Origin of the sequence: Amycolatopsis azurea DSM 43854, from assembly GCF_001995215.1 — a bacterium.
Lineage (GTDB): Bacteria > Actinomycetota > Actinomycetes > Mycobacteriales > Pseudonocardiaceae > Amycolatopsis > Amycolatopsis azurea.
The window spans coordinates 64,191-76,737 of record NZ_MUXN01000005.1; the positions used below are offsets into that span (position 1 = coordinate 64,191).

General features: G+C 67.7%; 13 protein-coding genes and 3 tRNA genes. 6 read left to right on the forward strand and 10 right to left on the reverse strand.

Annotated features, from left to right (window positions below):
* Positions 1-7: 7 nt before the first annotated feature.
* The 9 genes from B0293_RS08165 to B0293_RS08205 all read right to left on the reverse strand — a co-directional run bounded on the left by B0293_RS08165 (position 8) and on the right by B0293_RS08205 (position 6,294).
* Positions 8-514, reverse strand: a complete 507-nt coding sequence (locus B0293_RS08165) for a hypothetical protein (RefSeq protein ID WP_005163425.1) — start codon at positions 512-514, stop codon at positions 8-10.
* An 8-nt stretch (positions 515-522) separates the two neighbouring features.
* Positions 523-1,725, reverse strand: coding sequence for an ABC transporter permease (locus tag B0293_RS08170; protein ID WP_005163423.1), 1,203 nt, complete (start codon positions 1,723-1,725; stop codon positions 523-525).
* Positions 1,722-2,426: an ABC transporter ATP-binding protein gene (locus B0293_RS08175; protein ID WP_005163421.1), complete on the reverse strand. Its 705-nt coding sequence runs from the start codon at positions 2,424-2,426 to the stop codon at positions 1,722-1,724. Before B0293_RS08175 ends, B0293_RS08170 begins: the two co-directional genes overlap by 4 nt.
* Positions 2,423-3,667, reverse strand: coding sequence for an efflux RND transporter periplasmic adaptor subunit (locus B0293_RS08180; RefSeq protein WP_039919160.1), 1,245 nt, complete (start codon positions 3,665-3,667; stop codon positions 2,423-2,425). Before B0293_RS08180 ends, B0293_RS08175 begins: the two co-directional genes overlap by 4 nt.
* Positions 3,668-4,705: 1,038 nt before the next feature.
* Positions 4,706-4,779 (reverse strand) — tRNA-Phe (locus B0293_RS08185).
* A 31-nt stretch (positions 4,780-4,810) separates the two neighbouring features.
* A tRNA-Asp gene (locus tag B0293_RS08190) sits at positions 4,811-4,884 on the reverse strand.
* A 28-nt stretch (positions 4,885-4,912) separates the two neighbouring features.
* Positions 4,913-4,985, reverse strand: a tRNA-Glu gene (locus tag B0293_RS08195).
* A 145-nt stretch (positions 4,986-5,130) separates the two neighbouring features.
* Positions 5,131-5,910 carry an SCO6745 family protein gene (locus B0293_RS08200; protein WP_005163418.1) on the reverse strand — a complete coding sequence of 260 codons (780 nt, stop codon included), beginning with the start codon at positions 5,908-5,910 and terminating at the stop codon, positions 5,131-5,133.
* A 126-nt stretch (positions 5,911-6,036) separates the two neighbouring features.
* Positions 6,037-6,294, reverse strand: coding sequence for a hypothetical protein (locus B0293_RS08205; RefSeq protein WP_039919159.1), 258 nt, complete (start codon positions 6,292-6,294; stop codon positions 6,037-6,039).
* Positions 6,295-6,843: 549 nt separating this feature from the next.
* Here B0293_RS08205 and B0293_RS08210 point away from each other — a divergent pair.
* On the forward strand, positions 6,844-7,266 hold the full coding sequence (locus B0293_RS08210) for a hypothetical protein (protein ID WP_005163416.1): 423 nt from the start codon (positions 6,844-6,846) through the stop codon (positions 7,264-7,266).
* 115 nt (positions 7,267-7,381) lie between these two features.
* Here B0293_RS08210 and B0293_RS08215 read toward each other — a convergent pair whose 3' ends face one another.
* Positions 7,382-7,585, reverse strand: coding sequence for a cold-shock protein (locus B0293_RS08215; RefSeq protein ID WP_003097368.1), 204 nt, complete (start codon positions 7,583-7,585; stop codon positions 7,382-7,384).
* Between the two features lie 421 nt (positions 7,586-8,006).
* Between B0293_RS08215 and B0293_RS08220 the strand changes: the two genes are divergently transcribed.
* From B0293_RS08220 to B0293_RS08240, 5 genes are all read left to right on the forward strand, one after another.
* Positions 8,007-9,245: a L,D-transpeptidase gene (locus tag B0293_RS08220; RefSeq protein ID WP_039919173.1), complete on the forward strand. Its 1,239-nt coding sequence runs from the start codon at positions 8,007-8,009 to the stop codon at positions 9,243-9,245.
* A 290-nt stretch (positions 9,246-9,535) separates the two neighbouring features.
* Positions 9,536-9,883, forward strand: a complete 348-nt coding sequence (locus B0293_RS08225; RefSeq protein ID WP_005163414.1) for a hypothetical protein — start codon at positions 9,536-9,538, stop codon at positions 9,881-9,883.
* The gene (locus B0293_RS08230) at positions 9,884-10,441 is read left to right on the forward strand and encodes a SigE family RNA polymerase sigma factor (protein ID WP_005163413.1); all 558 of its coding nucleotides are present in this window, start codon (positions 9,884-9,886) and stop codon (positions 10,439-10,441) included.
* Between the two features lie 4 nt (positions 10,442-10,445).
* Positions 10,446-10,910 (forward strand): hypothetical protein, encoded by a 465-nt coding sequence (locus tag B0293_RS08235; RefSeq protein ID WP_245192025.1) that lies wholly within the window; start codon positions 10,446-10,448, stop codon positions 10,908-10,910.
* A gap of 214 nt (positions 10,911-11,124) precedes the next feature.
* Positions 11,125-12,540 (forward strand): MFS transporter, encoded by a 1,416-nt coding sequence (locus tag B0293_RS08240; protein ID WP_005163410.1) that lies wholly within the window; start codon positions 11,125-11,127, stop codon positions 12,538-12,540.
* Positions 12,541-12,547 lie beyond the last annotated feature (7 nt).

The window sequence follows — 12,547 nt, forward strand, 5'->3', positions numbered from 1 at the left end:
GTCAAGATCAACGACCGGCCTCCTGGGTGATGGACCGCGCGGCCACCGTCCCGTCTTCACCCGCCTGTCCCTGGACGACGACGGTCGAGCCCGGCTTCAGGTCGGAGAGCTTGCCCGCCTGTGTCACGCCGATGGTCGTATCGTCCGTCGTGGACACCGTGACCTCGCCGCCCTGCGCGTTCTTGACGTAGACCTTGGTGCCGTCGACGCGGTCGATCGTGCCCGTGGTGCCGCGTCCCGCCGCGCCGCGGGCCTGTCCTTGGCCCTGGCCGTTCGGCTGTCCTTGGCCGTTCGGCGCCGCGGCCTGACGGGCGGGTGCCGGCGTCGAGGCCGAGCCGAACGCGGCGTGGGTCCAGGCGCCGAGGGCGAACACGGCCGCCAGCGCGACCAGGCCGGCCAGCACCCGCGTGGTCCGGGAGAACGGCCGGGCGGCGCGGCGCATCTCGGTGTGGAGGTCACCGGTCACCGCCGGACCGGCGACGATCTCCTCCGCGGTCGGTTCCGTGGACGGCATCGAGACTCCTATTCGTGACGCAAGGCGTCGATCGGCCGCAGTTTCGCGGCCCGGTTCGCTGGGAAGACCCCGAAGAACAGCCCGATCAGGGCGGAAACCGCGAAGGCGAGGAAGATCGAGGACGGCACCACGACCGGCTGGATCCCGGAGATCGTGAACCGGCTGCCGATCACCCCGATCGCGACGCCGAGCAGCCCACCGAACAGGCTGAGCATGGTCGCTTCGGCGAGGAACTGGCCGAGGATGGCCGAACGCGGTGCCCCGACGGCCTTGCGGATGCCGATCTCGCGGATCCGTTCGGTCACCGTCACCAGCATGATGTTCGTGACGCCGATCCCGCCGACCAGCAGCGAGATGGCCGCGACGGCGGCGAGCAGCACGGTGAACGTCTCGGTGGCCGAAGTGCGGGTCGCGAGCAGTTGTTCGGAGTTCTGGATCTGGTAGTCCGCGGTGCCGCCGGCGCGGATCCCGTGCCGCGCGTTCAGGATCGCGGTGATTTCGGCCTGGGCGAGGGAAACCGAGTCCGCGCCCGTGGCCTGCACGGCGATCTGGCTCAGGCTTCCGTAGCCCGCCAAGGAGTTCTGGACCGCCGAGATCGGCGCGATCGCGACGTCGTCGGCGTTCTGCGGCCCGGTGCTCCCTTGGGCTTTCAGCACCCCGGCGACGGTGAACTGGATGCCGTTGAGCAGCACGTTCCCGCCCACCGGCTCGGCCGTGCCGAAGATCGACTGGGCCGTCGTCGCACCGAGGACGACGACCTTCCGCGCGGCCGTGACGTCCTCGGCGGTGAAGAGCGCACCGTCGGCGATCTCCTTGTTGGTCGTGGTGAAGTACGCGGGTTCGGTGCCCACGACGCTCGGGATGTCGTACGACGTCTGGCCGCGCGTGGCGGTGGCCGTCGTCGTGACCACCGGCGACGCCGCCTTGACGTCCGGCGCGCCGACCGGGTCGACGAGCGCGTGCGCGTCCTGCACCGTCAGCGGACGCGCCGTCGCGCTCTGGCCGCCGCCGCGCACCGGGGAGACGTTGACGACGTTGGTGCCGAGCCCCTGGATGCTCGCCGCGATGGCGGCGGAAGCGCCGTTGCCCACCGCCACGAGCAGGATGACCGCCGCGACACCGATGGTGATGCCGAGCGTCGTGAGCGCCGACCGCAGTTTGTTCGCGGTGAGACCGCGGATCGCGAACCGCAGGATCTCCAGGAAGTTCACGACGCCACCCCCACGGCGCGGGACGGCTCGTCGGAGACGATCAGCCCGTCTTCGACGCGGACCACCCGGCGGGCGTGCGCGGCGACCTCGTCCTCGTGCGTGATCACCACGATGGTGCGGCCGAGCCGGTTCAGCCGGTCGAAGACGCCGAGGACGTCCGCGGTGCTGCGGCTGTCGAGGTTGCCCGTGGGCTCGTCGGCCAGCAGCATGGCGGGCCCGGTGACGAGTGCCCGCGCCACGGCCACGCGCTGGATCTGCCCACCGGACAGCTCGCTCGGCAGATGCCTGGCCCGGTCGGACAGGCCGACCATCTCCAGTGCGGCGAGCGCGCGTTCACGCCGCACCGACCGGCGGAGTCCACTGTAGACAAGCGGAAGTTCCACATTGGACACAGCAGAGGTGCGGGGAACCAGGTTGAAGGACTGGAAGACGAAACCGATCTTGCGGTTGCGCAGCAACGCCAACTGGCGTTCGTTGAGCTCACCGACGCCGAATCCGTCGAGCAGGTACTCGCCCGAGGTCGGCACGTCCAGGCAGCCCAGCATGTTCAGCAGCGTCGACTTGCCCGAACCGGACGCGCCCATGATCGCGACGTACTCGCCGGGCAGGACGGTGAGGTCGACGCCGCGCAACGCGTGCACGGCGGTTTCCCCTTCCCCGTAGGTCTTGCGCAGCCCGGAGACCGCGATCACCGGGTTCATCCCCGACCGCCGAATCCGCCTCCGGTACCGGTGCCGCGCTGGCCGCCGCCCGGGATGCCGCCGGTCCCGCCGCCGGGGAAGCCTCCCGTTCCGCCGGTGCCGCCCGTCCGCCCGGTGCCGGTGGCGGCCGTCGCGGTCAGCACGACGTTCTCCCCTTCGGTGAGCCCCGAAGTGATCTGCACGGTCGACTCGCCGCGGATCCCGACCTGGACCTGGCGCTGGGTTTCCTGGCCGTTCTCCTGCACGGTGACGACATTCGTGGTGCCCGTGGTCCGCACCGCGGCGGCGGGGACGCTCAGCGCGTTCTTCGCCTCGGCGACGGTGACCACGACGCTCGCCGACTGGCCGGGCCGCAGGCCTTCCGGCGGGCCGGTCAACGCCAGCTTCGCCTTGTAGGAGACGACGCTACCGCTGGTCGTCGGCGTCAGGTCGACGCTGGAGACGGTCGCCTGGACCGGCTTGTCCGGCGACGAGTTCAGCGTCACCGTCGCCTTCTGGCCCGCTTTGACCTTGCTGACGTCGATCTCGGCGATCGAGGTGTCGACGACCAGGTCGGTCATGTTCGTGATGGTGATGAACCCGCTGCCGCTACTGGACGAAGACGACGTCGCGGCATTGGAATTCCCCTGGTTCCCGCTCGACGGCTGGGAGCTCGCGGAAGAGCCGCTGGAGGACTGCTGTCCGACGGTGCCGTTGATCGCGGTGACCGTTCCCGCTCCGGGAGCGCTGAGCGTGGTGTTGTCGAGCGCGGTCTGCGCGGTCTGGACGTCGAGCTCGGCCTGGTCCAGCTTGGCCTGCGCCGAAGCGACGGTGTTCTGCGAGTTCTGCGCCGTGTTCTGGCCGGTGGCGGGCGTGTCCGCCGCCGTCTCGGCGGTGTCGAGGTTGTCCCGCGCGACCACGAGGTTCGCCTTCGCGACCTTAAGCTCCTTCGCGGCCTGCGCGCTGTCTATCGTCGCAAGCTTCTGGCCCACCGACACGACGTCGCCGACCTTCACGTCGATCGAGGCGACCTTGCCGCCCGTGGCGAAGTTCGCGGTGCCGGTGTACCCGCTGGCGAGCGTCCCGGCGGCGGAGACGGTCTCGGTGACCGTGGCCCGGCGGACCGGCGTACTACGGGTCTGGGCCTGCGCGGTGTTCTGTTCGGGACTGAATGCCTGATATATCCCGAAACCTGCTCCGGCCAGCAGCACGATCAGGACACCGTTGAGCACCCAGGCCTTGGAGGGGCGAGCTCGCGTCATGCGGTGACACTGCTGCCGCTGTTTGGCAATGACCTGTTGATTGCCTGTGAGCCCGCTGTGTATCCGCGGGCGGACTACGCGAAAAGGTGATTCGAGCTCATCTCGTGCCCCTGTCTCGTGCCTGAACTCGTTCGACTCGAACGATTTCCTCACGGAGGGGAAACGCCATGACAGACGAACCCGCTCGGCTCGCGTACCGCGACCGGAGAGGATCCGCGCCGCTGTGGCACTGCTGCCGGCGGTGCTCGCCATGGCCTGGCCGCTCCTCGGCTCGCCACAGGCTCAGGCCGCGACTGGGCTGCCGGAACGCACCGGGTCGGGTTGGAGCTGGTGTTGTGAAAGCCACTTTCGCAACGTTGAAGGTTGTGAAAGTGGCTTTCACAACGCTGTCCGGCGAGGCCACGTGCCTGACGGGCGGTAGCGGTCACCCTGACAGGGCGTTGTCCTGGCCGTCCGACAGAACAACTTGCCTTTATCTCGCCGTCGGCCGCATACGTCGCCGGCAGGCGGGGCACATCACGCCTGGCGCTCTGGTTCCACAATGCTGGCAAGCGACCACGGGGCCGGTGCGCCTGCTGCCGCTCTTCTTACCTTTTCCCTTGACGGCGCGAACAATCTGATTTTCGAGGACTCCCTTGCCATAACCGACCGGGTTCATCTCGGCACGTACGGCGCGCGGGGTAGCCGCCCGAGTCACGGTACGTACCGGGTGAGCGACTCGGGTCACTTTGCGCCGTACCTTCTTTAAGCCCTTCGGCATGAAGAGCTTGTAGAGCAGCCCCATAGTCGTCTCCCATCCGTCTTCGGTACGGGATGAGGTCGTGGAGCACCCGCCACTCGTTACGTGAGGCACTGTCAGGTCTAGGTCTGCCGCGGTCAGTGACGACCAGACCCCATACGTCGTTTTTGCGGCGCATAGCCGCTATGACGACAAGGACGCCGCAGGCAAGAAACAAGCGGCGGCCCAGAGGGCCAACTGTGGACAGACTCAAGACATGAAAAAACCGCCTCGACGTATCGAGGCGGTTCGTTGAGCGGTGGCCAGGGCCGGGGTCGAACCGGCGACCTTCCGCTTTTCAGGCGGACGCTCGTACCAACTGAGCTACCTGGCCGGGAACGCCGGCAAGGAGCCGAACGATCTTGCGACCCTGACGGGACTCGAACCCGCGACCTTCGCCGTGACAGGGCGACGCGCTAACCAACTGCGCCACAGGGCCTTGCATACTGCTTCACTACTGTACTGCGTACTCCCAACGGGATTCGAACCCGCGTTGCCGCCTTGAAAGGGCGGAGTCCTAGGCCGCTGGACGATGGGAGCCCGGTTCGGTTTCGGCGAACCGACCGACCCGCGCTCTCCGGTGTCCCCGGGAGCGAACATAACTATAGGACACCCCTGTTTTCACTCCCACACAGGGGGTCCCCTAGTTGTTCGCAGGGCTGGGACCTGCGAGAACGCGGAGAGTTCAGGATATCAGGGCCGACGCGTCCCGCAGGGCGCCGAGACGCCGCCGGAGCTCATCCCGCTCGTCGTCCGTAAGAGTGACGGCGAGGAGTTCGGCCACTCGCCGGTCGGTCAGGTCCTCGGCGTGCCGCCACCGCTCGCGCAGATCGCCCTTCGCCTCCGCCGCGGCGATCAGGTCGTCGGCGGCCTCCTCGGACCACGCGGTACGCAGGAGGCGGCCGCGACCGCCTTCCGGGTCCGCGACGACGGCCTCGGGCACCGTCAGGCCGACCGCGCGAAGGGCCGCGAAGTGAACACCACCGCGGAACTCGCGGAAGACCATGAGCGCGAACGCCAGGCGTTCGATGTCGTCTTCCGGGCGTTCGGCGAGTTGCCATCCGGCGAACAACGCGAGACCACCGGCGTCCGCGGCGTCGATGAGACGGAAGAGCAGATCGGCCGAACGGCCGGGATCGTCGGCCCCCGAAAGGCTGACGTGGGCCCACTTCGCCGATGACCGCGAGTAGGCACGGACCGCGGAGGCCGCGTCGAGAGCAGCCATCGCGGGCGGCAGGGCGAACTCGAAGAGCCACGACGGGAAGATCCCGAACAGCTTCGCGACCACCTTCGGCGACGGGTCGCCCAGCACCGCCGAACGCCCTCGCAGGTACAGCGTCCGGGGCGGCAGGCCCGCCTCGGCCTCGACCTCGGCGAGCTCCGGGGAGGTCATGAACTTCCCGCCCAGCACCTGCACTGTCCCCCGGATCTCCCGCGCCGCCGCGATCGCCGCTTCGTCACCCATGTCGACCGCCACCTTCCCGCCAGTTGAATAAAAACAGTGTTACATAACTGGAAGGCCTCTCGTCAAGGACGAAAGAAAGCCCGGCCGAGCGGTGAACACCGCACGACCGGGCTTCGCGAAACGAACTCAGCGCTGAACGGGCGCCTGCCCGTCCTCGTCCAGCGTCAACCCCAGCATGTCCAGCAACTGGACACAGTCATCGACACCCAGCGCCCCGTTGGCCACCGCCAGCCGCGCACGACGCACCTGGTCGTCGGACACCCGCTGGGCATCCCCCTGACCCGTGCGCTGCGCCGGCAGACCACCGGCCAACGTCGTTGAATTTCCCCCATCGGCACCTTCGTACCGAAGGAGGAACTGTCGAACTTCCACAGACCCACCCATGGTTCCTCCAGACGGCCAACGAACAGCTTGGCCGCGAGGCTAGCCAGAGCCGGCCGCGACACACAGCCCCCCGGAGAGTGAACCTGTCGACACGCTCCGCACAACGCAGAGCAATCACGCGCACACCGTCACCACATGAACCACAGGCGAACCACGGGTGGCCGCCCGACCGGAATTCTGCCCGCGCCCACTCGCCCTTCTCAGGAAACCGTGCAACAATCGATTTGCTGACACACCCCCGGTCAGCGCCTGTGGAGATCCCCTCCGACCCCCGCGTTCCTCCCCCTGGCGCGGGGGTCGCTCCGTTATCTGGGGGGCCACCCCCAGGCCCCCAGGGTCCGTGACGTGGCGGTTGGCAGCCCGAACTCGGTCCGGATTCGGACCGACGCATCAGGCTCTGGTGAATCGTTCTCATTGATGGTTTTGGTTGCGGTTCGTGATCACGGGAAATGGTTTTCCTGTCGGGGCTGGGCCGAATGGGACAGAAAATTCGGTGTGTCGTGGCTCACTGTGGTTGGTTTGCCGAGACCGAACCGTTATCGTGGCCCGGTGCCCCTTCCTTCCCTGAGCCGTCGCAGCGGCAGCCGCACGAACCTGAAGCCGGTCAACCCGGGTCGTCACCGCAACTCCCCCACCAAGGAGGCCGAAGCGGTCGTCGAAGACACGGAGCTCACCAGCTACCTTCGTGCCCTCGCCCCGGACAACGACCCGGAGAGCACCGGCACCGGCAAGCGGTTCGGCGAAGCGCAGGTGTTCCAGCTGCGGATGAACCTCATCGCCTGCGAACAACTCAAGGACGCCGCCGCCGAGCGCAACCTGTCGCCGCAGGCGCTGGCGCAGGAATGGATCCTCGAGCGCCTCTCGTGGGAATCGCAGGCCAACTCGGCCCAGCAGCGCCGCCACGAGGAAGCCCACACCGACGAGTTCCACTTCGGCGCCGACGCGTGGGAGCAGCAGCCCGTCCCCCGCTGACCGTCGCCCCGGAACGGAACAGCACGAACGAAGAAGTCTTCAAGGCATAGAAAAAGCCCCCGGCGAGATCGCCGGGGGCTTTTCTGATCAGTCTGAGCAACGCCGAAGGGCGGACTCAGATCGCGCGGACCTTCTGGGCCTGCGGGCCCTTCTGGCCCTGACCGACCTCGAACTCCACTCGCTGGTTCTCCTCGAGGGTGCGGAAACCGCGGCCCTCGATCTCCGAGTAGTGAACGAAGACGTCGCCCTCGCCGCCATCCTGCGCGATGAAGCCGAAGCCCTTCTCCGCGTTGAACCACTTCACAGTGCCTTGCGCCACCGCTTTACTCCTCGTTGCACATCCGCTTCGAGTGCCGCCGAAGCGACACCCAGACCGTCCCGGGCGGTTCCAACGAGTCGAGCGAAGAGCGCGTCACCGGCTCATGGCTCGCGTCAGAAGTTCCGCGAGTGTGAAGCCACGAACACGCAAAACGACGGCCTGATGGCAGCGTACCGGGATCTGGCCATATTTGAAGCCCGTGATCGGACTCTAGGCACCCCCAAGTACCAAGGTCACCGGAACGTCGTATACCGATCCGTCTTCTGTCGGACCCTCTCGCTACCCTGTCGCCGCACGCCGACCTCCGGTCTTCGTCGGACACGGACCGAAGTCGGTCATGCCCCGATCGTGAACTATGATCCACCCGATTGTGACTCGCATCACTCTCGTCGGGATCAACTTACGGGGTGGTCCGGACGTCATGGTCGGTGTACAGGGGAGCAAAGGGGAAGCTTTGAGGTTCACTGAAACCGCGCGCCGCCGGGCGGCGCTCGCGGCACTGGGGCTGGTCGCCGTTCTGACGCTGGGGGCGTGCAGCAGCGAGCCGACCGTGTCGGCCAGCGGGCCGGACAGCGGCGGCCAGATCAGCGGCGAGACCGGCGGCAAGGCGGCCGCGCCCGCCAAACTCACGTACGAGCCCGCCGCGGGTGCGCAGGACGTCGCGCCGGGCCAGCCGATCAAGGTCAGCGTCGCCGACGGCACGCTCGACCAGGTCGTGCTGACCAATCCGGACGGCAAGCAGGTCGCGGGCCAGCCGTCCGAAGACAAGAAGAGCTGGTCCACCACCGAGCAACTCGGCTACGGCAAGGGCTACACGTGGTCCGGCAAGGCCACCGGCACCGACGGCAAGCCCGTCCAGATCGGCGGGGCCTTCACCACGGTCAAGCCGCGCAAGCAGGTGGGCGCGAACATCAACGTCTTCGACGGGCAGACGTACGGCATCGCCATGCCGATCACGCTGACGTTCCCGAGCAAGGTCACGGACAAGGCCTCGGTCGAGAAGGCGCTGTCGGTCGAGACCACGCCGAAGACCGAGGGGTCCTGGGCCTGGGTGCACGACGACACCTCGGTGCACTGGCGGCCGAAGGCCTACTGGCAGCCCGGCACCACGGTGAAGTTCAACGCCAAGATCTACGGCGTCAAGATCGGCGATGGCGTGTACGGCAAGGAAGACCGCTCCGCGAGCTTCACGATCGGCCGCTCGCAGGTCGTCAAGGGCAACACCCAGACGCACCGGCTGCTGGTCATCCGTGACGGTCAGCAGATCGCGGACTACCCGGCCAGCTACGGCCTCGACGCCGACCCGGGCCGGGTCACGCCGAGCGGCACGCACGTCGTGATGTCGAAGCACGACACGTACTCGATGACCAACGAGCGCTACAACTACGAGAACATCGTCGTGCCGTCCGCGGTGCGGTTCTCCACCAACGGCGAGTTCATCCACGGTTATGGGCCGTCGATCTGGGCGCAGGGCAAGAAGAACATCTCGCACGGCTGCGTGAACCTCGCGCCGGCCAACGCCAAGGCGTACATGGACGGCGCCTTGGTCGGTGACCCCGTCGAGATCGAGGGCAGCACCCAGAAGATCAACCGGGCGCGCGACTACAGCGACTGGACCTACGACTGGGCCGAGTGGCAGGGCTTGTCCGCCCTGCGCTGACCGAAGTACCTCCATGGAACCGGGCGGCCGGAGACCCCTGCGGTCTCCGGCCGTTCGTGCCTTGACCGAGAACGCGTCTTCCGGGAGCGCGCCAGCGCGACGGGAAGACTTCACCCCGCGCGCCGCTTTTGGCCGGAGGCCACGGAAAAATTTTGCCGGGCGCCATAGTCGTGAACCGCCGCTGACCTGCGGTGGAGCGCCTGGCGAAATTTTCCGTCAGCGCGCGGAAAAGTCACTGCAACCGAGAGTCGGGTGAGGCGCATGTCTAACGACGTAAGGCGCCGCGGCCAATGAGCGGCGCCCGGATCGAGGAGACACTCTTGCGTACTCGTATCGCTCTCACCCTCGGCGCGCTGCTGCTGGCGGGCGGCGCCGCCTTCGCGACCACGTCGCTGGCGTCGGCCGACCAGAGCGCCCCGTCGTCGACGGTCACCCCGGCGCCCCAGCCGCCGACCAAGGCTCCCACCACTGACAAGCCGGCGCCGGCCCCGACCAGGGTCACCACCGCGCCGCCGCGTGAGGTCCCGAGGACCCCGGCGGTCACCGCTCCGGGCGAGCACCGCGTGCCGAAGGCCGTCCCGGCCGGGCCGACCGGGGACCTGCACCTCCCCGCCATCGTCGAAGGAGCCGGTAACTAGGTGTCGTTGAGCCGCTCGTCGAAGACCGGGACGGGCTCGCCGTGGGACGGCGAGTTCGCCCGGTACTTCGACGAGCGCGCGCACAGCCTGCGTGCCACCGCGTACCTCCTGTGCGGGGACTGGCACCAGGCCGAGGACATCACCCAGGCCGCGCTGCTGAAGCTGTACCTGGCTTGGCCGAGGCTCTCCCGGCACGACGCGCTCGACGGCTACGCGCGCAAGATCGTGCTGCGGACGTTCCTCTCCGAGCATCGGCGCGTCTGGCGCAAACGGGAGAAGCTCACCGACGCCCTTCCCGATGTACCGAGCGAAACGAGCGGCACGGAACAGGAGATGCTGGTCAGGCACGCCCTGTCCGGCATCGCCCCGAAGCAGCGGGCCGTACTGGTGCTGCGCTACTTCGAAGATCTCAGCGTCGAGGAGACGGCCGCGGCGCTGGGGTGCAGTACCGGGAACGTGAAGAGTCAGGGCGCGCGCGGTCTGGCGACCCTGCGCAAGCGGCTCGGGCCGCATTTCAGTGAACTCGCCTTGAGCGGAGCGCACGACGATGGGAGGTGAGGAGATGGACGAGGACATCAGAGGCGTGCTTTCGCACGGTGCGAGCGGTCCCCCGCTGGGCATCCGGGCGGCGGACATCATCGAGCGCGGTGGCCGGATCCGGCGACGGCGCAAACGGCTGGCCGTGGCGGGGAGTTCGCTGGCGACGGTTGCGGTGATCGTGCTCGGCGCGATCGCCGTCGGCGGTCACGGCGGGGAGGGATCCGCGCCGGTGCCGCCCGCCGGACCGGGGCTGTCCACCGTTTCTCCCTCGCCGGTGACGCCTGCTCCCTCCGAGGCGCCCTCGAGTCCGGAGGTCGCCCCGAACGAGCCGCCTCCGGTCACTCCCGAGACTTCCTCGAAGCCGGGTCAGACACGCACGACGCCCAAGACGCCGCCGCCCGGACGCACGACGGTCGTGCCTCCCCGGGCGCCGAGCCCGACGAAGACGTCGAGCGAGACGCCGCCGACAGCGGCCACGACGCGGTGATCTCGCGCCCGGAACGTCCGAATCCCGCGTTGTCACCCAAAGTAATCAGAAATTCCCTGACACTGGGTTCACCTGGTGGTTCATCACCGTTTTGGGGGAACGGCGCTCGCGCTATCGATCCAAAGCGCTGAGCCCGGACGTTTGAACGCCTACGGTCGAGGGAACAAACCCTCGACGATGGGTAGGTAAACGGGTGGGTCGGGAGGTCAAACCCATGGCCGAAGAGGCGCTGAGCGCGTCGCATCAGGAAAAAGGGGAACCCGCGGAGGCCCCGCCTGAACAGATCAGAAAGGCCGTCGCCGGAGCGGCGATGGGTAACTGCATCGAGTGGTACGACTTCGGTGTCTTCGGCTTCATGCCTGCCATCCTGGGGCAGGTCTTCTTCAATGCTTCCAGCACTTCCGAAGGCGCGCTGGCGACCTTCGCGGTCCTGGCGATCACCTTTATCGTGCGGCCGTTCGGCAGCTTCGTGTTCGGTCCGCTGGGGGACAAGATCGGGCGCCAGAAGGTTCTCGCGCTGACGATCATCCTGATGTCCGGGTCGACGTTCATCATCGGCCTGCTGCCGTCCTACGCGACGATCGGCCCGGCCGCGGCGGTCCTGCTGATCCTTTTGCGGACCATCCAAGGCTTCTCGGCGGGCGGTGAGTACGGCGGCGCGGCGACGTTCATCGCCGAGTACGCGCCCGCCCGGCGCCGGGGTTTCTGGGGCAGCTGGCTGGAGTTCGGCACGCTCGTCGGGTTCGCGATGGGCGCCGGCTTCGTCACGATCTTCACCGTCGTCCTCGGCGACGACGCCATGCGCGAATGGGGCTGGCGCCTGCCGTTCCTGATCGCGGGTCCGCTCGGCATCGTCGGTCTCTACCTGCGGAACAAGCTGGAGGACACTCCGCTGTTCCAGGAGATCGAGAAGAAAGACCAGATCGAGAAGTCGCCGCTGAAGGCGCTGCTCAAGAAGCACTGGACGTCGATCCTGCACCTGATCGGCATCGTCGTGATGCTGAACGTGGCCGACTACATCGTGATCACGTACCTGGAGACCTATCTCAAGGACGTGGTCGGCTTCAGCGGGCACGTGCCGTTGCTGATCATCCTGGCGACCATCGCGTTGATGCTGATCTTGATCGTGCCGGTCGGCATCCTGTCCGACAAGATCGGGCGAAAACCCATCCTGATCGCGAGTTGCGCGAGTTTCCTGGTGTTCCCGATCCCGGCGTTCTCGCTGATGGGCGCGGCCGCGGACGACCAGAACGCCGGACAGCTCATGCTAGGCCTGGTGATGATCGCGGTGCCGCTGGTGCTGATCCTCGCCGTGCTCGCGGCGACGCTGCCGGCGATGTTCCCGACGCAGGAGCGCTACGGCGGTTTCTCCATCGGGTACAGCGTTTCCACCGCGCTCTTCGGCGGGACGGCGTCGTACATCATCGGCAGCCTGGTGAAGTCCACCGGCGACGACCTGTGGCCCGCGTACTACCTGATGGGTGCCGCGGCGATCGCGGCCATCCCGATCCTGCTGCTGCCGGAGACGGCCGGGGTTTCGCTGCGCGGCATCGTGAACTCCCGGATCGCACGGCGCCGGAAGCCGGAAACGACCAGTCCCGGCGGCGCCTCGGAGCTAACCGCGAGTTAACGTCTTT